We start from the raw sequence: 23,612 nt of genomic DNA on the forward strand, positions 1-23,612 counted from the left end.
CCTCCAATAATCCCTAAATCTTACATCAAACTATCGTATCATCCACCCTCTAGTTTGTCTATCAAATGCAATTTGCTAGATACTAGAAAATAACGATTACTGCTGCTTGAATTCCGTCGGCGTAAGCCCCGTCTCTTCTTTGAAATTCCGCGAAAAATAATGAACGCTCGCATAACCCAGCCGCTCTGCTATAACCTCCATTTTCTCCCCGCTCAGCAAATAGTACTTTGCCTTGCGAATTCGTTCGGAGATGAGATATTGCTTCGGACTTTCGCCAGTGCATTTTCGAAACAAGGAAGAGAAATAGATGACATGGTAGCCGCACAGCGCGGCGAGCTCGGCGACACTCCAGTTTTTCTCGGGTTCCTTATTCATGGCATGCAGGGCCGGATCGATCTTGCGCTGCTCCTGCGACTTCGGACGTTTCGTCAACTGGTTCCGAACAATAACGGCGAGCAGCTCTGTCATCAGAGCACGCATCACAATCGTGTAGCCGGGCTGCTCGTTTAAGTACTCTTTTACAATCCGCATCAGGATCGGTTCAAGCCCTGGAATGGTGAAAAACGGCGGCAGCTCCAGCTCCTCTTGGCCAGTAATTTCGAGCTTGTAGCTGCTTCGTCTGCCGGACAGAAGCGTCTCCTCGCTGCAGCTCTCAATCGTAAAGGCCGGATGTAAGGGGTCAAGCGAAGCGCCGCGATAGGTAAAATGGATGCCGATAAAGACGACCTCGCTGGATATCGTCAATTTATGTGGACAATGAGGACCATACAGCGCACTGTCTCCCGGTCCGAGGACGCATCGTTCTGATCCGATACGCACCTCAGCTTCTCCTGAGAGGATGTAGAAAAGCTGGTAGTCCGGGATAATTCGGGGTCCGAACACCATTTGCGGCTCTGCTTGGGCATGACTTGCAAAATTAACGGTAGGCAGCAGATCTTCGATCGCTCCAATTACATAATCGGGATGTGGCAGCGACATGCGGGGATCGACTCCTTCATCACAATATTTGAAAAGTGCAAAGCCCTGTTGTGTATGTGTAAATACACCGCTTTCAAATTGCATTATGCTTAGCACATAGCAGTGAAGTAAAGCCAACTCATTAGGGTTCAGGGAGGAATCATTCTATGTTAAGTCAAGCACAAATTGAGGAATTTGAAAACAACGGGTTTCTGAAAGGCGACGTCGTGCTCAGCGATTCGGAGGTTGAGGCGCTGCGTGAAGAATTAGATAAAGTCATGAATGGCGAAACGGTGCAGAAGCCGGTTTTGAACCATAACATGCTTTCATCGGACTCCCCTTACGACAATATGAAAATGATCGCGAGCGAGAAAGTCGTCCAAATCGTGAATATCTGGCTCGCAAGCGATCGCTTCTTGCAGCATGCCGCTCATCCGGTCATCTGCGAGGAGGTTGCACAGCTGTCGCATACCAGTTCGCTGCGGATTTGGCATGATCAAATTCAATATAAGCCTCCGGTTACCGGCGGTCCTACAGCGTGGCATCAGGATCATCCGCTGTGGCCGATCATCCAACCTGCTGATCTCGTGAGCGCTTGGGTTGCGCTCGATGATGCCGTCATTGAGAACGGCTGCATGTGGATGGTGCCGGGCAGTCACAAATGGGGCAACCACCAGCGTTACCTCTCCAGCACGAAGGAATTCAAGCCGTTCCACAAGCGTCCGGAGATGCTGCCAAACAATGCCGTCGTCGAAGCAGTGCCGTTCGAAATCAAGAAAGGCCAAGTGGGCTACCACCATTGCCTAACCTGGCACGGCAGCCCGCATAATCGCTCCGACATGAAACGCCGCGCCATCGCGGTTCATTATATGCCGGGCCATACCCGCTACGAGCCGGTTGGCGAGCATGTCATGCTCTCTTACGTGAACGTCCAGCCCGGCGAGCTGCTGGTCGGCGAGCATTTTCCGGAAGTGTACCGGAGGCAAGGGGTACAGGTGTAGGAGATTGGAGCCGAGTGCGTATGCGCTCGGCTTTTTTGTTGGCCCTTGCGGCGGCCTCCCGGCTTTCGCCACCGTTTCGCTCCTGAGAGTGGGACTGGGACTCTCAGCTTCGGCAGAGGCCAATCCGGGGCTGCTTGGCAGGGTGAGAGTTCGACTTTCGAACTCTCAACTCTGTTTTTCGGCGGATCCACCGCTGAGAGTTCGATTAATGTACTCTCAGCTTCGGCAGAGGCCGACCGGGGCTTGCGTGGTATGGTGAGAGTTCGACTTTCGAATTCTCAACTCTGCTTTTCGGCGGATTCGCCGCTGAGAGTTCAATTTATGCACTCTCAAGGGCGAGGGCGGTCAATACTCTAATTAGTTTCGGCGATAACGCACATTATTAGCGGGATATCCGCTTTCGTGCTCCACTTCGACCTCGTTTCGCTAATGAGAGCGGCATATCCGCTATCAGCTCCCGATAAGGGCGAGTTTACTTTGATTTCGGCGTTTGTGCCACATTATTAGCGGTATATCCTCTTTCGTGCTCCACTTCGGCCTCGTTTCGCTGATGAGAGCGGAATATCCGCCATCAGCTCTCGATAAGGGCGAGTTTACTTTGGTTTCGGCGTTTGTGCCACATTATTAGCGGTATATCCTCTTTTGCGCCTCACTTCGGCCTCGTTTCGCTGATGAGAGCGGTATAGCCGCTTACAGCCTTCCATTTCCGCGAAATTCACTCGTACCCGCTACCATTTCGAACATCCTAAACCTCAAATCGCACAAGAATCGTCCACGAGGACAATGTCTTATTTGTATGACTGCGCTTCTTTCGGTATAGTAAAATGAATATACAATTCGTACTAGGAGCGTTTATGAATGGATAACAAGCAACAATCAAGATCACCTAAACAAAAATTGAATGCCGGGAACAAGCAGTCCGCCGCATTCGCTAAATCCGGATCGGGAGCTTCCCGCGATTCCGCAGGCGCTTCCGCTTCGCGCGGCAAGCCTGGCTTCGCCGGCTCCAACGCCGATTCTCGCGGCGCTTCCGCTTCTCGCGGCAAGCCTGGCTTCGCCGGCAAACATGGCAAAGCCGCCAACGCCCCCGGCGCGCGTGGCAACGCTGGCGCCGCCAGAGCAGCGGCAGCGGCAGCGCCGCGCCAAGCTGCGCCGGCGTCAAGCCGCAGCTACCCCGTGCAAGAGAACGCCGAACTGCTGGCGTTCTTGCTTCAATCCGTGAAAGGCGAAGGCCGCAACGCGATCAAAGCTATGCTGAGTCGCGGCCAAATCGCAGTAGATGGCAAGACGCAGAAAGTGTTCAACTTCGCGCTGAAGCCCGGGCAGACCGTGACGGTCTCCAAGGAGCGCATCATAGAAGCGCCTCCTTTGATTGGTCTTTCAATACTATTCGAGGATGACAATCTCATCGTCGTGGTGAAAGAAGCAGGACTGCTGTCCATTGCCTCCGATCAAGAGTCCGAGCTGACTGCCTATCGCCAACTAACCGCACATGTTCGCCTGACGGATCCAAACAATCGGATCTTCGTTGTCCATCGCCTCGACCGCGACACTTCCGGCGTTATGATGTTTGCCAAGAGCGAGCGCGTACAGCAGGAACTCCAGAACACGTGGCAGGACACGGTGAAAGAACGAACGTACATCGCACTCGTCGAAGGAATGGTCAAGAAGCAGGAAGGCACCATTTCATCGTATCTCAAAGAAAGCAAAACGCTCAAAATGTACTCCACCTCCAATCCAACCGACGCCCAGCATGCAGTCACACATTACAAAGTGGTGCAGAGCAATCGGAATTACTCCTTGCTCGAGGTATCACTTGAAACAGGCCGCAAAAATCAAATCCGCGTCCACATGGAAGACATCGGGCATCCGATTGTCGGCGATAAGAAGTACGGCTCCAAATCAAAGGCTATTCCTCGCCTTGGTCTCCATGCGCGGCTCTTAGCTTTCTTGCACCCGTCTACGGGCAAGCTGGTTCGCTTCGAAACCGATATTCCGAAACTTTTCTTGAATCCGTTCAAGGACGGCTTTATTCCAAAATAATAAGGAGGCAGCCCTCCGTGTCCAAAGCAGACAACATGCTGGCCATCCTGTGGCTGCTTAAAGCGAATAAACGAATGACCGCCAAACAGCTGGCCGACTCGCTCGAAATGCATATCCGGACCGTATACCGGTACATCGATGCACTCTGTGCGAGCGGCGTTCCGATTGTAGCCGATTCCGGCCATAACGGCGGATACAGCCTGCTTGAGCATTTTAAAGAATCGCCGCTCTTCTTCGATCTGGAGGAGCAAAAGGCGCTTATTCACGCTGCACTCTTCGCACAGGAAGCAGGCTATCCCTATGGTGACGTGCTGAAACAGGCCGTTACAAAATTAAAACGCTACACCAATGAGGCGCAGCGCAGCGAGATTGAACGGCATATGGTTGGGTTCGAGGTGGTAAATCCATCCGCACCCCAATCGAATATTGAGGGTTTCCTTCAACAGCTTGAGCAGTCTGTCGCAAGCTGCACGACGCAACATATGGTCTATCAGAAGGGCTATGGCTTGAATGAACAGGAACGTTCCATTGACCCTTACGGCCTCGTGCATTGGAGAGGAAAATGGTACATTATCGCCCACTGCCATCTCCGGCAAGCCACGCGCAGCTTTCGTGTGGATCGCATCATAACACTAAACGGAACGGACCACGTATTCGAGCGTCCGGAAGCATTCTCGGCACGTTCTTTTCTGATCCAGAATTTAAAGAGACAACCCGAAGGTGAAGATCAACTCATCTCCATCGTGATTCAAGGTAACCCGCAAGCCCTGAATGCCCTCTGTGAATTGTGGTTGTTCAGCGAAGGACTCGTCAATCGTTCTATCGATACCGCCAATTTTATGATGGAAGAGCATTTGGTCCAAACCTTTATCCCCTATCACCTGCTCAGCTTCGGAACTCGCATTCAAGTGCTGGAGCCGCCCCAACTGAAAGAGCGGCTAGCGGAAATAGCAGCCCAGCTTCTTCAGCATCATGCCCGTTAATGCGCCCTGCTTGCAGCTTGATAAGCATCCAGCTGTGCAGCAGGCTGCATAACCGGTCCTCCATGACAAACTTCCAATCGCTTCGGCTGCAGTTTTCGCACGATTTCGCTGCTTCGGATCGCTTCTGCCATATCTCCCGTAAACATCGGCATCGGCCTGCGAAGGCGGCCTTTCTTCGAAGTAAACAGATCTCCGGCAAGCAGCACGCCATCTTGTTCATGAAAATACACGACATGCCCTGGTGCATGACCTGGGGTATGATAAACGCTCAAGCTGCCGATATTTGCAAGCCCGTCATTGCCCTGCTCCAGCGGTTTTGCCAGGCCTGCTTTAACTGATTGCCCCGCTTTCTTGCGTCTTGGATAAGGTTTGCTCCCCTCCATGTACGGAAACTCGATCTCATGCGCGTACACCTCGGCATCTGGATATCGAGCCAATAATCCCGTTATCGCACCGACATGATCCGAATGCCCGTGGGTAAGCACGATACGCTTCAGCGGCCCTTCCTGCAATTGATCTATGAATGAAATGATGCCCTTTGTCATAAGCGGAATACCCGCATCCACCAGCGTTACGCCGTCCTCACCGGTGACCACCCATACCCGGATGGGGATTACCATCCATATCCTTAAACACCATACATGCTCCGAAATTCGCTCGATTTTCATGTAAAAACCACTCCTATTCCCATGTTTCTTCCTAGCGACGAAGAATTATAACCAACGGTTACTAACCACTGGTTATAATATATGCTCCGACTAACTTTCTGTCAATACATTTTCTGCCTCCTTCAAAAAACGACAAAATTCGATATATGGAGTAATTGTAAAGAATCGCGAGAAAAGTAGAGATAATAGGCAAATATCTCGTCAGATTGGCATTATTTTGATTTTTCTGAATATTTACATAATAGGCGAATTGCCTGTACACTAAGGTCAGATCAAACAAGCAGCTCGCCCCCAAGCCGAGAGGCTCGGGTAGAGAAGAAAGCTGGTTGATCAAGAAGATCTCCACTTTCTCTGAGAGGGGATAGTCCATTGAAGAAGGTTAGCGAAGTATGTCCCTCAATGATTCGGGAAAGGAGTTATCCGGTATAGTTGTTTTCGGGACATGCGGGAAACAGTGAGCAAGGTCATTATTTCGATCAATGGTCAGGTTGAGCATTTCGGGTTTAAGCAAGGATTACGATTAGGAAATGAATAATTAAAAATTCAAGAATGAGGATCCATCAACAGTAAGAGCAAGATCAGCAAAAATAGTGATTAGCAACGGTTGTTGTTTGGAAAATGGAATGGAGTGCAGTATCCAATTGAATAGGAATGGTTCGTATGGATAGGGATTTCGGTTGTCATAGACAAGCGAGATCCCTATTATATTGCGTTCTAATCGATATCCGGATATAGAATATCGCCTATTTTACAATTTGCGGATTGACATGTTCATCTAATTAGATTATCTTCTAATTAGATAATCATCTAACATATATCGAAAGGCAGGCCACAGCCATGATGCAGCTTGATAAGATCGTCAACTATCATAAAGCACTCGCTGATCCTACTCGCATCCGAATGCTTATTTTGCTGGCGGAAGGCGAAATGACCGGACAACTGCTTGCGGAGAAACTTTGTCTTTCCCCCGCTACCATCACGCATCATGCCGCCAAACTGCGGGCAGTCAGTCTCATTCACGAGCGTCGCGACAAGAATGCGATTTTCTTCTCGCTGGATCATTATTTTCTAGGGCAATATGAAGGCTCGCTGCAATCCATCCTTGCACGGCCTGCGACGAAGGAAACGAAGGAGATCGAACCCATGGACGAGAAAAACGAACGATTAAAGCAGACTGTACTGCGTAATTTCATCACTGCTGACGGTAAACTTAAGCATATCCCCGCTCAACTGAAGAAGAAACGAATCGTGCTGGAGCATTTGGCGCAGAAGCTCGAGGAAGGCAGAAGCTACACGGAGAAGGAACTTAACGAATTCATCAAGCAGTTCCACGCCGACTTCGCCACCATTCGCCGCGAGTTCATCATGCATGCTTACTTGTATCGCGAGCAGGAAGTGTATGAACGGAACCCGCAAGAAATGTGGGAGCGCTGGGAAACATTATCCTAAACCATACTAGACCAATTGGGAGGTATACTACTACCGATGAGCAGCCATTCCAACGATCATCTCGAGTCCTCCGGCATCGCCAAGACACCGGAGCCTCCTTATTACGCCGTCATCTTCACCTCGCTCCGGACTCCGGGCGACAAGGGCTACGGCGATATGGCAGAACAAATGAGTAAGCTTGCTGCCGCACAGCCAGGTTTTCTGGGTGTTGAAAGCGCACGCGACAGCGATGGGCTCGGCATCACCATTTCCTACTGGGAATCCCTTGATGCCATTAAGAATTGGAAAGCCAACCCCCTCCACCTAAACGCGCAGGATAAAGGCAGAACAGACTGGTATGCATCATACAGCGTACGGATCAGCCGTGTAGAGCGTAATTATTTTTTCTAAGTTATTTTCTAAGTCATATAGAAACAACAAAAAGGGCTGCCCGGCGAATCGTTTCAGATTCCTTCCGAGCAGCCCTATTCTAATTATTCTCCGGCAATGCTATTCTCTTTCAAAATCACGTCATGCGCGCCGCCCTCAATGATGCTCGTCGCCGAAACCAGCGTGATACGTGCATTTTGCTGCAGTTCTGCGATCGTAAGCGAACCGCAGTTGCACATGGTCGATTTGATTTTGTGAATGGTCTTGCTCAAGTTCTCATGCAAGCTTCCTGCGTAAGGCACGTAAGAGTCCACGCCTTCCTCGAACATTAGTCCCGCTTTGCCGCCGGTGTCGTAACGTTCCCAGTTGCGTGCACGGTTGGAGCCTTCGCCCCAGAACTCTTTCACAAAGTTGTTGCCGACCTTCAGCTTGCGAGTCGGGCTCTCGTCGAAACGGGCGAAATATCGGCCCATCATAACGAAGTCTGCGCCCATAGCGAGTGCCAACGTAATGTGATAATCGTGCACGATACCGCCATCAGAACAAATCGGCACATAGATGCCGGTTTGCTGGAAATATTCATCGCGCGCTGCAGCAACTTCGATCATCGCCGAAGCTTGTCCACGGCCAATCCCCTTCTGTTCGCGCGTAATGCAGATCGAACCGCCGCCGATACCGACTTTGATAAAGTCTGCGCCTGCTTCTACCAGGTATAGGAAACCTTCGCGGTCAACTACATTACCAGCGCCGATCTTCACATCGGAGTTCGATTTCACGAATGCAATCGTTTCTTTCTGCCACTCCGAGTAGCCGTCAGAAGAATCGATAACGAGCACATCCACGCCTGCAGCAACAAGCGCCGGTACACGTTCTGTATAGTCTTTCGTATTAATACCCGCACCAACGATATAGCTCTTATTCGCATCAAGCAGCTCAGACGGATTTTCTTTATGCTCATCATAATCCTTACGGAAAACCAAATAATCCAAATTGCCCTGCTCGTCTACAATAGGCAAACAGTTCAGCTTATGATCCCAAATCAGATCATTGGCTTCTGAAAGTGTAATACCGGATTTGCCATAAATCAGCTTCGAGAATGGTGTCATGAACTCACTAACCGCTTTGGACTGCGGGTCCCGGCTGATCCGATAATCACGGCCGGTTACAATGCCCACCAGTTTGCCTTTCGGCGAACCATCGCTTGTAATGGCAACGCTGGAATGACCAGTACGCTCTTTGAGCTCCAGCACATCTTTCAGTGTGTGCTCTGGCGTCAGGTTTGAGCGGCTGACTACGAAGCCCGCCTTATAGCTCTTCGCTTTGCGCACCATCTCCGCTTGGCTTTCCACAGACTGAGAGCCGAAAATAAATGAGATGCCTCCGCTGCGCGCAAGTGCAACGGCCATACGATCGTCGGAGACTGCCTGCATAACGGCGGATGAGAACGGAATATTCAACGAATAGGCCGGTTTCTCACCTTTCTTGAACTTCACGATCGGTGTTTTGAGACTTACGTTTGAAGGGTTGCAATCCTTCGTGGTTAAATTCGGCACCAGCAAAAATTCGCTAAAGGTGCGGGATGGTTCCATGTAATAATGAGCCAAAGATGTCGCCTCCTGCAATCCAATTCCGGATAAATTCTTACAAGCATATCACAGTGATTGAAAACGCGCAATGGAAGTTGTCGTCGCCAAATTGGTACTACTCAGCCGCTTGCAGCAGCGATATTGCTTTGTTTCGCTGTGGATCTTCCACCTCGAATTTACTCGTCAGCTTCACCATCATACGGTAGGCGGTCTTGTCATTCATCATACCGGTTTGCGGCAAATCTTCACTCGCCTGTAAGCTGCGAACTGCTGCAGCTGTATCTTCATCATAGATCCCTTTGCCTGCACCGACCGCATATCCGAGCGCTTGCAGCATGTTCTGCACCGTTTGCACCTTGTCGCCATAATCGCCAATCCCAAGTTTTAAACCAGCCGCAAGTCGTGGCAGCTGTGCATAATCCGGTGCCGCAACAACGTAATCCGGCTCGATGCCTTTCTTATGAATCCATTGACCATCCGGCGAACGCCACTGCGCCTCCGTCAGCTTAAGCACAGAGCCGTCCTTTAATTGACGGAAGTTTTGTACGATTCCCTTACCGAATGTCTTCTCGCCAATTACCTGTGCGCCCGCAGTCGCTTTAAGCGCCGCGGTCAGCACCTCGGCAGAGCTTGCCGTATGGGCGTCCACCAATATCGCAATCGGCAGCTTCCACGGTTCTTTCTGTTTCGATTGATGGGTAATGACGCGTGTTTCGCCCTTATACACGACCTGTACGATCGTTTTCCCCTTCGGAACGAAACGATTAGCAATCGTAATGGTCGGCTCCAGCAACCCGCCCGGGTTACCGCGCAGATCAAGCAAGAGTGACTTCATTCCTTTCTTCTGCAGCTCTTCAGTGGCAGCGTTAAATTCATCCGATGTCTTCTCCGCAAACCGGCTGATGGTGATTTCACCGATTCCGTCTGACAACATCTTCGAAGTGACCGTAAGCACCGGAACGGCACCACGCACAACGGATATGGCAAGCGGCTTACTCGAGCCTTCACGTTGAACAGTCAGCTTAGCTGTCGTTCCTTCTTTGCCCTGCACAAGGTCCTTCAGCTTCGTTAAGTCAAGTCCCTTGGCCGAGGTTCCGTCAATGGAGACAAACACATCGCCGGCCTTCAAGCCGGACTTCTCCGCCGGGGCGCTCTTAATCAATTTATCGATAATAAACCGGCCATCTTCCTCACGAATTTCAACACCGATTCCGACAAAATGATCCTCATACGAGCTTATGTACTGCTCCCCGCGATCCCCTGTCAAGTAGACCGAATAAGGATCGCCAAGCGATCCGACCATGCCTTCTGCAGCTCCGTCGACAAGCGCTTTCGAATCTGCACCTTCCAAATAACGATTCATGATTTCTTTATACGCGTAAGATAAATTGCGGAACGCCGGTTCCTTCATAATGGGATACTGAAGCAGCATACTGAACCTTCCCCCGGCAAATCCAACCACTACCGCCACTGTCAGCAGGACAGCCATGGTAACGCGCCGCCGCTGTTTTACCGCTTTCTCACCATAAATACTCACCGAGACACCTCTTCCAAAATGAACCTGTAACTCACTCTATCGCATTCAGGCGGCTGTCGCAAGTTCCTTCCCGGCAAAGCAAAAAGGCGTTCCCTCGCACATGAAACAGACCTCATTGCTGCATCGCTGCAGCAGTCCGTTCGTGCAAGGGAACGCCTTGAAATGATAAGTTCTATTAAGCTATCGCTAACGTGCTACAATGCCGCTTTCTCTGTAAGCAGGTTCAGCCAATCGCGCTCGGCATCGGTCAGCGTAACCGGCAATGCCTTGAGGCTGTCATGCAGCTCAGTTGGTTTATGCGGTCCGATGATAGCCGCTACCGGGAACGGTTGATTCAGAACATAGGCCAAAGCGATGTGATTAGCGGTAACGCCGTATTTCTCCGCCAGCAGAGTCGCTCTGCGCTTGCGCTCCCAGTTCTCCTCACTGTAATTGACGCGAACCATATCGGCATCCTCTCGATTATCCGGGGAATAACGGTCCGTAAAGAACCCGCCGGATTGCGATGACCAGGAAAGGATCGGCAGCTGCGACTTCTCATGCCAAGCTTCGTCTTCAGCTGTTGTCGTCACACAGCCTGCCCAGCGCGCTTCATTAGGTCTAGCAAGCGCCAAATTCGGACTGCTGCAAGCGAAGCCAGTTATCCCATGCTTGGCTGCATAGGCATTGGCTTCTTGAATTCGGGCTACGCTCCAGTTGGATGCACCGATTGCACGGCAGCGACCGGCAGCCAGCTGATCATTAAGACCTTCCAGAATATAGCCGACGTTCACATTCGGATCGTCACGGTGGAGCATGTACATATCCATATAATCGGTCTGCAGCCGCTCAAGCGACTCCACCAAATCGCTTTGAATACAGATTTTGGTCATTCGGGATTGTTCGTAAGGATGCGCACCTTTCCCGATGATGACGATCTCATCGCGGTTCCCGCGCTCAGCCATCCATTGCCCGATAGCCTGTGCCGAGCTTGCACCGTATATATGCCCGGTATCAATTGCGTTACCTCCGGCAGCGACATAGGCATCAAGCAGCTCACCTGAATAATCCATGCGATCAATGTTAAGCATCATCGAGCCTTGAATGAGCTGCGTAACTCCCTGCTCAATGCCTGCAATTGCGATTCGTTTCATAGTCGTCATCGTTCTGAGCTCCTTCATATCGTTATATTGATCATTATAGTAAAGGATTTCACTTTCAAAAATCGAAATATATTGCATGGACTATAACGATATTGATTTCAAGGAGTGTACCGATGGCTAAGCATCATTTGACGCTTCCGCTGCTGCGGAGGAATAGGTTCTATTGTTTCCCGGAATCTGCCGGCTATTATGAGCATAATCAAGGCCATGATGTGCGCCGCGCGTCAGGCATGCTGCAGGAATTCAACCTGCATCTAGTCACCTCAGGCAAGGGCTATGTTGAGCATGATCAGCAACGATATGAGCTGAGCTCGGGTGATGCCTTTCTATATTTCCCGGGCGATAAACAGGAGTACTTTGCCGACGATGATCAGCCGTGGGACATCAAGTGGATTCACTTCTACGGCAGCGGTGTTCTCGCTGATCTGACCGAGCGCGGTTTCCACCGCTCAATTGGATGGCGATTAAGGTTCCCATCCGTGCTGGAAAGCTTAATTGACGAGCTGCTTGAAGAAATCAATCAACACAAAATGCTGCATCCCAGCCGCATTTCCATGTTGATGTATGGCATTATCGCTGAATTCATCGAGCAGGCCGAACCCCTCACGGCACCAAGCGCCGGTGCGTCCGCGATTGAACGGATGCTGAAGCTTCTGCCTGAGCTGCAAGCTGTCGCAGCCGAACCATTCGACCTCGATGAGTGGGCAGGACGCGCCGGGACGAATCGATTTGCTTTCTGCAGATGGTTTCGCCGTGCCACGGGTCAAACACCGCTGGAATTCGTGACCATGTGCCGGATTGGGCGGGCCAAGCAGCTGCTCGTCGAACGACAGGACCTCAGCGTACATGAGGTTGCGAGGTTATCTGGTTACGTTCATCCGAGCTATTTTAACAAGCGCTTTCAAGAAAGTGAGAACATGACGCCGACTGCCTATCGCCACCAATTTACGATGTCGACATAAGGATTAGGGTTGTTCCTGCCTCTGATTTCCGCTACAATCAATGAAAATGCGCACGCAAGAGAGAGAAGGAGCAGAGAGAAATCATGTATAAATTAATTGCCATTGATATTGATGACACGCTCTTAACCGATGATTGCACGGTTACACCTGGAACGAAAGAAGCACTGACAGCAGCAATGGAGCAAGGTGTGTTCGTCACTTTGGCGACAGGCCGCATGTTCCCATCCGCGAAGAAGATTGCTCATCAAATTGAGCTGAATGTCCCGATCATCACGTACCAGGGCTCCAGCGTCAAAACATTACTGGACGAGCAAGTCCTCTATGAGCGCTACGTTCCTCAGGATGCTGCCGAATTGCTGATGCAGTACTGCGAGGACCATGGCATTCATCTGCAGCTGTATACGGATGATATTATTTATGTAAAAGAAGATAATCAGAAGGCGCGCGACTACTCGAAGCTGGCGAATATTCCGTTCGTGGTAGAGCCGGATTTGAAATCGCTGATTAAACGCCCGACGGCAAAAATGCTCATGATCGATGATCCTGCCCGCCTCGATGAAGTTGCCGCAGACCTTGCTCCATTAATCGGCAATCAGGCACATATCACAAAATCCAAACCCCACTTCCTAGAGGTTACTCACAAGGAAGGTACGAAGGGGCATGCGATTGCGTTTATGGCGGAGCATATCGGCTGTTCGCTCGATCAAGTCATCGCCATCGGCGACTCGTGGAATGATCACGAGATGATCGAAGTTGCCGGCCTCGGCGTAGCGATGGGCAATGCCGTGCAGAAGCTCAAAGATATCGCGCAATATGTAACGAAATCCAACAATGATGAAGGCGTTCGCCATGTCATTGAGAAGTTCATCCTTCAAACCGTTTAATTCATAACGAAGAGCTGTACCGACTGTCTATTTATATGACTGTTGCGGTGCAGCTCTTTTTGTTTATTCATATCGTGAAATAAGTGCCCACTGCGAGCAGGATAGAAGCGATGAACATGGCTGCCAGCGGCTTTATAATCGCCTTGCCGCTTCCGCGTAGATCTACATTGAGCCCCAGCGCTACCATCGCCATGGTTAGCAAGAAAGTGGTGATTTGGGTAATGGCATTCATTACTTCTGGCGCTTCATGGATAAAAGATTGCCCGGCACTGCTGCTGCCAATCGCACTTAGTGCGAGAAAACCAAGAAGGAACCAAGGCAGTTGAAGCTTAGCAGCTGCTTGATGCACCTCAGCTTTATCGTCCGTATCCGATGTCTGTTGTTTTAACCGCCGCCGTACCTGCTCCCGCCGCACAACTAGGAGCACGAGACTTAACGGCACAAGCAAGAAAACGCGGCCGAGCTTTGCGAGCAGTGCGCTTGCCAGCGCATCTTCTCCAGCAGGTGCGGCCGCGAGCGCAACATGAGCAATCTCATGCAAGCTCGTTCCGGACCAGATGCCATATTGAAGCTCCGTCAACGCAAGTACAGGGCGAATCATTGTGTAGCCAACTGCAAATACAGTCCCTGCAAGTGCGATGAGACCGACACTTACAGCGGTGTCTTCCTCCTTGCTGCGCAAGATCGGTGAGACGGCTGCAATAGCCGCTGCCCCGCAAATCCCGGTGCCGATGCCAAGCAGCAGCGACAGCTTCAGGTCGGCTTTCATCAGCTTAGACAGCAGGAGTGTACAACCGATAGCGAATAATGCAGCTGCGATATCTCGAATAAGCAGGCTGGTTCCATCTTCGAAAACTTGCAGCAGATTTAGCTTTAACCCGTAGAGGATAATGGCGAGTCTCAGTAAGCTTTTTCCCGAGAAGGTGATCCCCGCGCGAAGAGCCGCCGGATATCCCCACACCTGTCTATAAATGACCGCGAGAATAATAGCGCATGCCATCTGGCCTACATAATGAAGAACCGGCAGCTGGGATAATCCATATCCCGCAGCCGCCAATAGAAATGTAAATCCGATTCCGCCTGCTTTCTTACCACCAGCAGAGCTGAGGTTTGCAATAAAAGGGCCAATCGGTTTTATCGTTTGTTGGAGCTTCATAGTCGCCATCTGCCACCTCCGTGTCTGGTTGTGGTTTTCATTATACGTGGCAGCAGTTGATAAGAGAAATCAATCATAATGATGAAAAGAATAAAGGATTGTTATGTTGATTCGATTGAAAAACCATCCATATGAACATCGTTACCATTTTGTCACTCCTGCCGGAATGAAGCCCGTTATACTGAGGTCCTAGCCTACAACAGACCTGGAGGGATTATTCATGTTCAACATACAGCAACCATTCAAACGGATTACGACAATCGGAGCCGTTAGCACGCTTCTTCTTACGCTTTCTGCACCGCTCGCTTTTGCAGATCAAGCCACACCTATCGTAATTACACAATCAGAGGTTAGCATTCAAGCGGTCACTGTCCAATTGAGTTCCAAAACTGTCAGTGATAAAACCGACTATTATGAGTCTGAACTTCATATCCCCGTCATCAGCGGGATGCAAGATAAAAGCTACCAGAATACACTGAATGCTAACATTTCAGCACGTGCACATGCAGAGCTTGAGAAGTTGAAGAAACAAGCCAAAGACGATGCTGCCGCTGCGGTCGGTGTTTATGAATTCAGGCCGTATCTTTTTAAAGTCAGTTACGAACTGATTGCAGATGGCAGCACAGGTGCAGGGGGAGTTTTATCCTTTAAAATGATTACTGCTGCCTATACAGGCGGCGCTCATGGCTGGACTCGCGTTGACAGCTACAATGTCCGTAATGAAACCAAAGCTTCCGCAGTGAAGCTCAAAGAGCTGTTTGGAGATGGGTATAAAGCGATCCTTAATAAGGTTGTTTCCGCTGAAATCGCCGCACATTCGGATATTTATTTCAAGGATACCTTCAAGTCGATCGCAGATAACCAGCCTTTCTTTATCAAGAATGGCAAAGCGGTACTCGTCTTCCAGCAGTACGAGATCGCACCATTTGCAGCAGGGATTCGTGAAATCCCCGTTGCCATTCCGGGCAGCAAACCGGTTTCAGCCGTTCCGGGCAACCTCAGCTCCTTGTCCATAAAAGTCGTCGGTGGCAAAACAATCGCCGGCGCTCATCTCTTCGTCGGCAAAGATGGCATTGCAATGGCTCCGCTTCGCGCTATTTCGGCACAATTAGGCTATGAGCTTAGCTGGAATGCGGGTCGGATCGGTGTAGACAAAGGTACGCAGCATGTCTCCTTGCAAGTTGGCAAAGACAACTATGACACAATTGCCGCCCAAGTCACGCTTGGTGCAGCTCCTGTCATGAAGGACAATACACTTTACGTGCCGCTGTCTTTCTTCTCTAAAGTGCTGAAAGCCTCTGTTTCCTACTCGAAGGATGCAGTAGTCATCGGCTAAATCGAATAGAAACAGTAAAAAAAAAAGCTCCCTGCTAGCAGGGAGCTTTTTGCTATATGATCGATCAAATACCGGCCAACACTTGATACCATACGCCTTTCGGTGAGTAGAGCGTCTTGCGAACTTCCGCCCATCCTCCCAAGTAGCTAATATCAAACAAATCCTCTGGGGTCTTAAAATTACCTTTAACCTCTTCCATCACCTTTTCATTAACCGGTCGGAAACCGTTGTCCGCGAAGATACGCTGCGCTTCCTCACTGTGCAAATAGGCAAGCAAGGCTTCAGTCGCTTTACGCGTGCCGTGCTTATCGACGTTCACATCAACAATCGCAGCTGGGTTCTCGATCAAGATGGTCGACTTCGGTACGATAATCTCGTATGGAGTACCTTTCTTAATTCGCGCAAGCAGCTCATTCTCGTATGTGATGATAACATCGCCGACTCCGTATTCAAAGGCAGCCATCGATGCACGCCCGCTCTTATCGAGCGACTCTACATTATGATGAATGCGTTCCAGAAACGACTTAGCATAAGCCGGATCTTTCTGCCCTGTCTTGGCTTCCGACTCCTTCAGTCCCGCACCGTACATCGCATTGATGTCCCACTGCGCGCCGCCGGAGGTTTTCGGATTCGGATAAAGAATCTTCACACCTTTGCGGGTTAGATCTTCCCAATCGTGAATACCTTTGGGGTTGCCTTCACGTGTGCCCATAACAGCGATGGAGCGCGTAATCATGCCGCCATTGCCGACATTCCGCCAATCGTTTGTAATGAAGCCCGCCTTCTCAATCTTCTCGATATCGCTTTCCATGGCCAGTGCCGCTAAATCGGCTTCGAAGCCGCCTGCGATCGCCCGGGCTTGCGTGCCGGACGACTCGTACGATTCCTGGAACGTAATCGTCTGCCCTGTCTTCGCTTTCCATTGCTCTGCAAATTTAGGCAATAGCACATCGAATGCATCCTTGGCTACCGAATAAGCACCGATAACGAGTGTGAGATCACCTTTTGCGGTGGTGGTTTGGTCATCATTATCCGAAGTCCCGCATGCTGCTGTGAAGAGAAGCGAAGACGCCATAAGCGCCGCTACCGCAATGCGCCAACCTGTTGTTAGGATCGATTTCATTGTGTACACAACGCTTTCTTAAGTTAAATATGCATCGGCATTGGATCTTCTTTCAGTTTGTTCTCCATAATCCATGTGTCGTTGTCGTTAAACAGATAAGCGCGGTGAATGAGGACACTAATCTCCTCGCCCGGCTGCAGCACATCCTTCTCAAGCGAACGATACGTAATCAGCTTGATGTCGCCGACCTCTACTTCAACCATCCATTCGCTTCCGCGGAAATGCAGATGCTTCACTTTCCCTTGCACAGTTGCGGAAGGAAGACGGAATTCATGACGCTTGCCGATCTCGATATATTCCGGACGAATGAGTGCTTTTGTACCCGGCCAATTCTTAGCTTCTTCGAAGCCTTTAAGCATCTCCACTTTATCAACGATCGTGGACTCCCCAATGAAGCTGGCCACAAATTGCGTTTGCGGGCTTTTATAAATATCCCAAGGCGTACCTTTCTGTTCCAGGCGGCCTTTATTAATGATCATAATTTCATCGGCTACTTCGATCGCTTCATCCTGGTCATGCGTAACGAAAATCGACGTGATCCCAAGACGCTCAATCATTTCCTTCAGCCATGTCCGAAGCTCGTGCCGAATCTTCGCGTCAATCGCGGCAAACGGCTCATCCAGCAGCAGCAGCTGCGGCTGTGGTGCAAGCGCCCGGGCAAAAGCTACACGTTGGCGTTGACCGCCGGAGAGCTGATGCGGATAACGATGCTCGAAGCCCTTCAGACCCGTCAGTTCAAGCAGCGACATAACGCGCTCGCGGATGACATCCTTGGGTTCCTTCTTGACCTTCAAGCCGAAAGCCACATTATCATAAACTGTCATATGTTTGAACAGCGCATAGTTCTGAAATACAAACCCGATCCCTCGTTCCTGCGGCGGCAGGTCATTGACCCGTTTGCCATGAAACACGATATCACCGGAGGTTGGTGTCTCGAGCCCTGCAAGCATGCGGAGAATCGACGTTTTGCCGCCGCCGCTTGGACCAAGCAGACCGATTAACTGACCTTTTGCAATCTCAAAACTAACATCGTTAACCGCTTGGAAATCACCGAACTGTTTATTTAAACCGCGCACCTCGATATGCATCGCTTAATGCACTTCCTTTCTCTTCTTCGCCCATTCCATAAGCAGCAGCAAGCCGACAGAGAACGCTGCCAGTACCAGCGCCACGCTGCTCGCCGCGATCACATTGAAATTCTCGACATCCTGATAAACGAGCGTTGTCGCTGTTTGCGTCTTGTTCATGATGTTACCTGAGACAACAAGTACTGCACCAAATTCACCGAGCGATCTTGCGACGGTCAATACAACCCCATAGATGACGCCCCAGCGGATGGACGGCCATGTTACCTTCCAGAAGGTGTACCAGGAGTATGCACCGAGCGTTGATGCGGCTTCCTCCTGCTGAGAGCCGATCTCCTGCAGCACCGGCATTACTTCACGCACCATCAGCGGGAACGTAACGAAGAGTGTAGCAAGGATCATACCAGGCAATGCATAGACCACTTTGAAGCCGATATCTTCGAAAAAAGTACCGATTACCGAGCTCGGACCGAGCATAAGCACGATCATCAAGCCGCCGATGACCGGCGAAACTGCGAACGGCAAATCCACAATGCTGTTCATCAGCCCTTTAATCCGTTTGCTTAGCCATGTCCCTCTTACGAGATAGAGGGCGAGCATGACGCCGAAGAGCGTATTCAGCAGCGTAACGACGACGACGATCAACCCCGTCATCATAAGCGCATGCAGCGATTGTTTACGAGTTAGCGCTTCTGCGAAGCCGCTCCAGCCGTCTCCCCAGGAGCCGGTAAAAATCTTCACGAGCGGTGCAATCAATAAAATCAGAAACACCAGGTAGGTTAGCGTAATCCAAAGCTTTCTCATTTGCCGTGCCTCCTCGATTGGACGAAGTTAACCGCCCACAGAATGAGGAACGACAGTGTCAGCAGCATAACGGAAACGGCCGCGGCCCCCTGCACGTTATCGCTTTCAATCTCTCCGAAAATATAAACGGCCGCGATCAGCGTTTTTCCCGGAATGTTGCCTGCTACAAGCACGACAGCGCCGAATTCGGCGAGCGCTCGTGAGAACGCCAGCATCGCTCCGCTAATAATACCCGGGAGCATGGAAGGGAATATCACTTGAAAGAAGGTTCTCGCCCTCGATGCGCCAAGCGTATACGAGGCTTCTTCTTCCGACTTATCGAGTTCTTCGAGCAGCGGCTGAACGCCGCGAATGACGAAGGGAAATGTCACGAACACCATAGCTACGATAATAGCAGGTTCATGAAATACGATCTGAAATCCGAGCTTGTCGGCAATTCCGCCTGCGAAGCTGTTTGGACCCAGCAGCAGCAATATCATCAAGCCGCCGACAGCCGTCGGCAGCGCAAATGGCAAATCTACTAAACTATTAAGTACTCTTCGACCCGGAAACCGGTAACGAATCAATACCCATCCAATCATGGTCCCAAGAAAGACGTTGATAAGTGCAGCAATAACGGAAAGTTTAATTGTGAGCAGCACGGCCTTCCAAGCCAGAGGGTCTGTGATGCTGTCCCAGAAGGGCTGCAGGCCAAGCTCAAAGGATTGCGAATAAATCCCGATAATCGGCAAAACAATCAGCAATACGAAATAAAGCATAATGGTGCTACGGAAGCCAAAGCTCCACAAGCGGCTGCGCATGATGATATTCAAGCTGACTTACCCCCTGACACTTTCCTTGAGGAATCGTTGTAGTGGTTTTTAATTCCCATCAAACTACTTGGTATTAAATGTAGCAGACGGAGGCGCGTCTAGTCAATCCTAATTATTCTTCATCTGGCAGAGGGAGTAGGCGGCAAATAAGAAGCTCCCCGGCACAGGTTGGACCGGGGAGCATCTATTTGCGTTATTCGCCTTCAATATAGTACTTCTCTTCACCAAGAGACAGCACCGCTTGTCCTTGCGTTAAATCGGTTATCCACGCGCTGAAACGCTCGGCCTCCGGCGCTTCCGGCAGACAGGTGATTACAACACGATCGGTGAATTCGGTCCCGCCGACTCGTACGTTACGGGCATGGAATTCATTCTCGAGCTTGCCATACCAGGTGTAATCCACATCGACGATAACTTCGCGATGCAGAATATTCACGATCGGCTCTGCCGCTTCAATCGCCGCTACAGCACCGTCGGTATAAGCTCGAATAAGGCCGCCTGCACCAAGCATTATGCCTCCGAAATACCGAGTCACGACAATGACAACGTTCTTGAGGCCATGATGCTTGATTACTTCCAGAATCGGTTTGCCGGCTGTACCGCTTGGCTCCCCGTCATCGGACTGCTTCTGGATCTCGTCGCGTTCACCGATGACGTAGGCAGAGCAGTTATGCGATGCGTTCCAGTGAAGCTTCTTCAGTTCCTCAATGTACGCGATCGCTTCTGCTTCCGACGTTACCGGTTTGCCGTAGCCGATGAAACGTGATTTCTTAATGACGATCTCTTTGCTGACCTGTTGACGCAGCGTTTTGTATCTGGGCTGCATGGCGATTCGAGCTTACAGGCGAGCTTCCAGCTCAGCCTTCTCTTTCTCATAGCCCGGTTTGCCAAGCAATGCAAACATGTTCTTCTTGTACGCTTCAACGCCCGGTTGGTCAAACGGATTGACGCCCAGCAGGTAGCCGCTGATGCCGCACGCGATTTCGAAGAAATACACCAGGTAGCCGAACGTGTAAGGTGTCATGTCCGCAATGTTCACGACAAAGTTAGGCACTTGGCCGTCTGTATGTGCAAGAAGCGTGCCTTCGAACGCTTTCTTGTTTACGAAATCCATCGTTTTGCCAGTCAAGAAGTTAAGCCCGTCCAGGTCTCCTGCATCATGACCGATCGTAATTTGCTCCGCTACGTTCTTCACTTGGATGACCGTTTCGAAGATGTTACGGTTACCCTCTTGAATGAATTGCCCCATGGAATGCAGGTCAGTCGAGAAGTCTACGGCAGCCGGGAAAATCCCTTTGAAGTCTTTGCCTTCGCTCTCGCCGTACAATTGTTTCCACCACTCCGACACGAAATGAAGCGCCGGCTCGTAGTTTACGAGAATTTCCGTAGCTTTTCCTTTGCGGTAAAGGGCATTACGCGCTGCAGCGTATTGGTAAGCTTCGTTCTCAGCAAGCACTGGGCTGCTGTATGCTTGTTGTGCATCCGCTGCACCTTTCATCATCTCTTCGATATTGATGCCTGCAGCTGCAATCGGGAGCAAACCTACTGCTGTCAGTACGGAATAACGTCCGCCTACATCATCAGGAATGATAAAGGATTCGTAGCCTTCTTCCGTTGCCAGCTTCTTCAGCGCACCTTTCTCGCGATCTGTTGTCGCATAGATACGCTTGCGTGCTTCAGCTTTGCCATACTTGATTTCCAATGCTTCGCGGAATACGCGGAATGCGATAGCCGGTTCAGTCGTTGTACCGGATTTCGAGATCACGTTGATCGACCAGTCGCGGCCTTCCAGCAATTGAAGCAAATGCGTTACATAAGTAGAGCTGATATTGTTGCCTGCGAACAAGACTTGCGGCGTCTTGCGTTGTTCTTTCGGCTGCAGGTTATAGAAAGAGTGTGAAAGCATTTCAATTGCTGCGCGAGCGCCCAGATAAGAGCCGCCGATGCCGATTACGATAAGCACCTCGGAGTCGGATCCGATCTTCGCAGCTGCTTTCTGGATGCGGGAAAACTCTTCTTTATCATAATTCGTCGGCAGGTCGATCCAGCCCAGATAGTCTGAGCCTGCGCCCGTACCTTCACGAAGTTGGTCATGTGCTGCGCGTACTTGCGCTGCCAGATTATCGATTTCATGCTGGCCGATGAACGGCAATGCCTTGCTATAGTCAAACTGAACTGCTTTACTCATTCGTATTAAACCTCCCACAAATTATCCTGTTTACAACTAGGATAAGGATAATGGATTTGTTAGGTAAAAACAAGGGATTGAGGGGGCCAATACTTCTTCCCACAATTTTGTGATAAAATGAAATCACATAAAATCCGCTTTCAAGGAGATGAAAATACATGTTTAAAATTGCATTTATCGGCCTAGGCGTTATGGGCGAGCCAATGGCTGCCAATTTGCTCCGCAAAGGGTATTCCGTTACTGTGTTTAACCGTACGCCGGGCAAAGCGGACAAGCTTCTCGAGCTGGGTGCGGATGAAGTATCTTCGCCGGCGGCAGCAGCCCGCGTATCGGAGTTGATTATCACGATGATCAGCAACGACGACGCGATTCGTGAAGTTTATTACGGTGAGAACGGTCTTCTCGGAGCCATGATGCCGGGTACCATCGTCATCGACAGCAGCACAATTTCACCGGCTTTGGCACGTCAGCTACATACGGATGTTTCTGCTAAATTTGGCGACTTCCTCGATGCTCCGGTTACGGGAAGCAAACCTGCCGCAGAGAGCGGTTCCCTTGTTTTCATGGTCGGCGGCGATATTGAAGTGATTCATAAAGTACATGACGTTCTGAACGTAATGGGACGCAAAGTCATTCCAATGGGTCCTGGCGGCAGCGGTTCAACTGCGAAGCTGGCCCATAATACGATTGTCGGCATCAACGTTGCCGCTCTGCTCGAAGGGATGGCCATTGCCGCAAGCGGTGGCATCGACGCCAAATCGTTCCTTGAGCTCGTTCAATCCGGTGGAGCAGCCAGCAAAATGGCCGAGCTTAAAGCGCCGAAGCTGCTCGAACGCGATTTCAGCGTTCAATTCTCGCTCGCACTTATGCTAAAGGATCTGCGCCTCGCTTCTTCGCTTTCGGATGAGCTAAAGACGCCAACGCCGATTCTTGAAACGGTGAAGAGCCTTTATCAAGTCGGAGACGCGATGGGTCTTGGAGAGCTCGATCTCTCCGCACTCGCACATGGCTATGAGCAATGGATCAACAAACGGATTACGACCCATAGCGACGTTGAAGAAGTTGCTGCCGCTTCGGAAGCAACCGCTTCTGTTCAAGTTCCTGAGAACACACAGAACCGTCGCCGGGCTGAACGTCTTGCACTGAATGTGCCCCTGAAGCTCTCCATCTATCAATGGGCGCAGGAAGGTTCGTTCTCCGGTCAATTGATCGATGGAACACTTTGCGATATTTCCGAAAGCGGTCTTCAAATTTCGTCCAACTTCCCGCTGGAGTGCGATATGTTCGTCGTGATCCACTTCCCTCAGGATTCGGAGCTGCCTCCGGTAACCGGGCGCATTATCCGTATTGAAACGAATGGCAGTCGCTTCCGTTACGGCTGCTTGCTGGCAGGACTCGCTCCTTATCAGCGTTTGCAGTTGGAAGCTTATATCAACAAACAACGCATTACGGCTGACTAAGTCTAATTTTACGAAGAAAAAAGCTGCCCCGTTCTCGCCTTTGGATGATGTCCAAGGCGACGAGCGG

General features: G+C 50.6%; 21 protein-coding genes. 9 read left to right on the forward strand and 12 right to left on the reverse strand.

What is annotated here, in order from left to right:
- Positions 1–96: 96 nt before the first annotated feature.
- The gene (locus AC506A_RS20820) at positions 97–978 is read right to left on the reverse strand and encodes a helix-turn-helix transcriptional regulator (RefSeq protein WP_495462933.1); all 882 of its coding nucleotides are present in this window, start codon (positions 976–978) and stop codon (positions 97–99) included.
- A gap of 146 nt (positions 979–1,124) precedes the next feature.
- Between AC506A_RS20820 and AC506A_RS20825 the strand changes: the two genes are divergently transcribed.
- The 3 genes from AC506A_RS20825 to AC506A_RS20835 all read left to right on the forward strand — a co-directional run bounded on the left by AC506A_RS20825 (position 1,125) and on the right by AC506A_RS20835 (position 4,984).
- Entirely contained in the window at positions 1,125–1,958 is an 834-nt protein-coding gene (locus AC506A_RS20825) for a phytanoyl-CoA dioxygenase family protein (protein ID WP_495462934.1), read from the forward strand.
- A gap of 858 nt (positions 1,959–2,816) precedes the next feature.
- Entirely contained in the window at positions 2,817–4,001 is a 1,185-nt protein-coding gene (locus AC506A_RS20830) for an RluA family pseudouridine synthase (RefSeq protein ID WP_495462935.1), read from the forward strand.
- A gap of 17 nt (positions 4,002–4,018) precedes the next feature.
- Entirely contained in the window at positions 4,019–4,984 is a 966-nt protein-coding gene (locus AC506A_RS20835; protein WP_495462936.1) for a helix-turn-helix transcriptional regulator, read from the forward strand.
- Here AC506A_RS20835 and AC506A_RS20840 read toward each other — a convergent pair.
- Complete coding sequence (locus AC506A_RS20840) at positions 4,981–5,652, reverse strand: MBL fold metallo-hydrolase (protein ID WP_495462937.1); 672 nt, start codon at positions 5,650–5,652, stop codon at positions 4,981–4,983. The genes AC506A_RS20835 and AC506A_RS20840 overlap by 4 nt on opposite strands.
- 840 nt (positions 5,653–6,492) lie before the next feature.
- On the opposite strand from AC506A_RS20840, the gene AC506A_RS20845 reads away from it, so the two are divergent.
- Together AC506A_RS20845 and AC506A_RS20850 are read left to right on the forward strand one after the other, a co-directional pair.
- The gene (locus AC506A_RS20845) at positions 6,493–7,101 is read left to right on the forward strand and encodes a DUF2087 domain-containing protein (protein WP_495463115.1); all 609 of its coding nucleotides are present in this window, start codon (positions 6,493–6,495) and stop codon (positions 7,099–7,101) included.
- Between the two features lie 36 nt (positions 7,102–7,137).
- Positions 7,138–7,491 (forward strand): antibiotic biosynthesis monooxygenase family protein, encoded by a 354-nt coding sequence (locus AC506A_RS20850; RefSeq protein ID WP_495462938.1) that lies wholly within the window; start codon positions 7,138–7,140, stop codon positions 7,489–7,491.
- 83 nt (positions 7,492–7,574) lie between these two features.
- Here AC506A_RS20850 and AC506A_RS20855 read toward each other — a convergent pair whose 3' ends face one another.
- From AC506A_RS20855 to AC506A_RS20865, 3 genes are all read right to left on the reverse strand, one after another.
- Positions 7,575–9,074: an IMP dehydrogenase gene (locus AC506A_RS20855; RefSeq protein WP_495462939.1), complete on the reverse strand. Its 1,500-nt coding sequence runs from the start codon at positions 9,072–9,074 to the stop codon at positions 7,575–7,577.
- A 97-nt stretch (positions 9,075–9,171) separates the two neighbouring features.
- A complete protein-coding gene (locus tag AC506A_RS20860; protein WP_495462940.1) occupies positions 9,172–10,593 on the reverse strand; it encodes a S41 family peptidase in 1,422 nt (473 codons plus the stop codon).
- Between the two features lie 194 nt (positions 10,594–10,787).
- Positions 10,788–11,735 carry an aldo/keto reductase gene (locus tag AC506A_RS20865; RefSeq protein WP_495462941.1) on the reverse strand — a complete coding sequence of 316 codons (948 nt, stop codon included), beginning with the start codon at positions 11,733–11,735 and terminating at the stop codon, positions 10,788–10,790.
- Between the two features lie 113 nt (positions 11,736–11,848).
- On the opposite strand from AC506A_RS20865, the gene AC506A_RS20870 reads away from it, so the two are divergent.
- Both AC506A_RS20870 and AC506A_RS20875 read left to right on the forward strand, forming a co-directional pair.
- Complete coding sequence (locus AC506A_RS20870; RefSeq protein WP_495462942.1) at positions 11,849–12,697, forward strand: helix-turn-helix transcriptional regulator; 849 nt, start codon at positions 11,849–11,851, stop codon at positions 12,695–12,697.
- A gap of 83 nt (positions 12,698–12,780) precedes the next feature.
- Complete coding sequence (locus AC506A_RS20875; RefSeq protein ID WP_495462943.1) at positions 12,781–13,581, forward strand: Cof-type HAD-IIB family hydrolase; 801 nt, start codon at positions 12,781–12,783, stop codon at positions 13,579–13,581.
- A 67-nt stretch (positions 13,582–13,648) separates the two neighbouring features.
- On the opposite strand, the gene AC506A_RS20880 is transcribed toward AC506A_RS20875, so the two are convergent.
- Positions 13,649–14,746 carry a YeiH family protein gene (locus tag AC506A_RS20880; protein WP_495462944.1) on the reverse strand — a complete coding sequence of 366 codons (1,098 nt, stop codon included), beginning with the start codon at positions 14,744–14,746 and terminating at the stop codon, positions 13,649–13,651.
- A gap of 211 nt (positions 14,747–14,957) precedes the next feature.
- Between AC506A_RS20880 and AC506A_RS20885 the strand changes: the two genes are divergently transcribed.
- Positions 14,958–16,073, forward strand: a complete 1,116-nt coding sequence (locus AC506A_RS20885; RefSeq protein ID WP_495462945.1) for a PdaC/SigV domain-containing protein — start codon at positions 14,958–14,960, stop codon at positions 16,071–16,073.
- Positions 16,074–16,137: 64 nt separating this feature from the next.
- Here AC506A_RS20885 and AC506A_RS20890 read toward each other — a convergent pair whose 3' ends face one another.
- The 6 genes from AC506A_RS20890 to AC506A_RS20915 form a co-directional block, all read right to left on the reverse strand.
- Positions 16,138–17,196, reverse strand: a complete 1,059-nt coding sequence (locus AC506A_RS20890; RefSeq protein ID WP_495462946.1) for a sulfate ABC transporter substrate-binding protein — start codon at positions 17,194–17,196, stop codon at positions 16,138–16,140.
- Between the two features lie 23 nt (positions 17,197–17,219).
- Positions 17,220–18,284: a sulfate/molybdate ABC transporter ATP-binding protein gene (locus AC506A_RS20895; RefSeq protein WP_495462947.1), complete on the reverse strand. Its 1,065-nt coding sequence runs from the start codon at positions 18,282–18,284 to the stop codon at positions 17,220–17,222.
- A 3-nt stretch (positions 18,285–18,287) separates the two neighbouring features.
- Positions 18,288–19,085 carry a sulfate ABC transporter permease subunit gene (locus tag AC506A_RS20900; protein ID WP_495462948.1) on the reverse strand — a complete coding sequence of 266 codons (798 nt, stop codon included), beginning with the start codon at positions 19,083–19,085 and terminating at the stop codon, positions 18,288–18,290.
- Positions 19,082–19,885: a sulfate ABC transporter permease subunit CysT gene (gene cysT / locus AC506A_RS20905; RefSeq protein WP_495463116.1), complete on the reverse strand. Its 804-nt coding sequence runs from the start codon at positions 19,883–19,885 to the stop codon at positions 19,082–19,084. The genes AC506A_RS20900 and cysT overlap by 4 nt, the downstream gene beginning before the upstream one ends.
- A 205-nt stretch (positions 19,886–20,090) precedes the next feature.
- A complete protein-coding gene (locus AC506A_RS20910) occupies positions 20,091–20,723 on the reverse strand; it encodes a YigZ family protein (protein ID WP_495462949.1) in 633 nt (210 codons plus the stop codon).
- Between the two features lie 12 nt (positions 20,724–20,735).
- A complete protein-coding gene (locus tag AC506A_RS20915; protein WP_495462950.1) occupies positions 20,736–22,085 on the reverse strand; it encodes a glucose-6-phosphate isomerase in 1,350 nt (449 codons plus the stop codon).
- A gap of 158 nt (positions 22,086–22,243) precedes the next feature.
- Here AC506A_RS20915 and AC506A_RS20920 point away from each other — a divergent pair, with 158 nt between their 5' ends.
- Entirely contained in the window at positions 22,244–23,545 is a 1,302-nt protein-coding gene (locus AC506A_RS20920) for an NAD(P)-binding domain-containing protein (protein WP_495462951.1), read from the forward strand.
- Positions 23,546–23,612: the final 67 nt, after the last annotated feature.

The organism is Paenibacillus sp. N22P23 (assembly GCF_059383735.1).

Bases quoted from the DNA above. Each gene is read 5' to 3' on its own strand.
- AC506A_RS20870 (WP_495462942.1), top strand. From the start codon at position 11,849: ATGGCTAAGCATCATTTGACGCTTCCGCTGCTGCGGAGGAATAGGTTC.
- AC506A_RS20880 (WP_495462944.1), bottom strand. From the start codon at position 14,746: ATGGCGACTATGAAGCTCCAACAAACGATAAAACCGATTGGCCCTTTT.
- AC506A_RS20890 (WP_495462946.1), bottom strand. From the start codon at position 17,196: ATGAAATCGATCCTAACAACAGGTTGGCGCATTGCGGTAGCGGCGCTT.
- AC506A_RS20845 (WP_495463115.1), top strand. From the start codon at position 6,493: ATGCAGCTTGATAAGATCGTCAACTATCATAAAGCACTCGCTGATCCT.
- AC506A_RS20910 (WP_495462949.1), bottom strand. From the start codon at position 20,723: ATGCAGCCCAGATACAAAACGCTGCGTCAACAGGTCAGCAAAGAGATC.
- AC506A_RS20850 (WP_495462938.1), top strand. From the start codon at position 7,138: ATGAGCAGCCATTCCAACGATCATCTCGAGTCCTCCGGCATCGCCAAG.
- AC506A_RS20840 (WP_495462937.1), bottom strand. From the start codon at position 5,652: ATGAAAATCGAGCGAATTTCGGAGCATGTATGGTGTTTAAGGATATGG.
- AC506A_RS20820 (WP_495462933.1), bottom strand. From the start codon at position 978: ATGTCGCTGCCACATCCCGATTATGTAATTGGAGCGATCGAAGATCTG.
- AC506A_RS20920 (WP_495462951.1), top strand. From the start codon at position 22,244: ATGTTTAAAATTGCATTTATCGGCCTAGGCGTTATGGGCGAGCCAATG.
- AC506A_RS20900 (WP_495462948.1), bottom strand. From the start codon at position 19,085: ATGAGAAAGCTTTGGATTACGCTAACCTACCTGGTGTTTCTGATTTTA.
- cysT (WP_495463116.1), bottom strand. From the start codon at position 19,885: ATGCGCAGCCGCTTGTGGAGCTTTGGCTTCCGTAGCACCATTATGCTT.
- AC506A_RS20895 (WP_495462947.1), bottom strand. From the start codon at position 18,284: ATGCATATCGAGGTGCGCGGTTTAAATAAACAGTTCGGTGATTTCCAA.
- AC506A_RS20830 (WP_495462935.1), top strand. From the start codon at position 2,817: ATGGATAACAAGCAACAATCAAGATCACCTAAACAAAAATTGAATGCC.
- AC506A_RS20875 (WP_495462943.1), top strand. From the start codon at position 12,781: ATGTATAAATTAATTGCCATTGATATTGATGACACGCTCTTAACCGAT.
- AC506A_RS20865 (WP_495462941.1), bottom strand. From the start codon at position 11,735: ATGACGACTATGAAACGAATCGCAATTGCAGGCATTGAGCAGGGAGTT.
- AC506A_RS20885 (WP_495462945.1), top strand. From the start codon at position 14,958: ATGTTCAACATACAGCAACCATTCAAACGGATTACGACAATCGGAGCC.
- AC506A_RS20825 (WP_495462934.1), top strand. From the start codon at position 1,125: ATGTTAAGTCAAGCACAAATTGAGGAATTTGAAAACAACGGGTTTCTG.
- AC506A_RS20915 (WP_495462950.1), bottom strand. From the start codon at position 22,085: ATGAGTAAAGCAGTTCAGTTTGACTATAGCAAGGCATTGCCGTTCATC.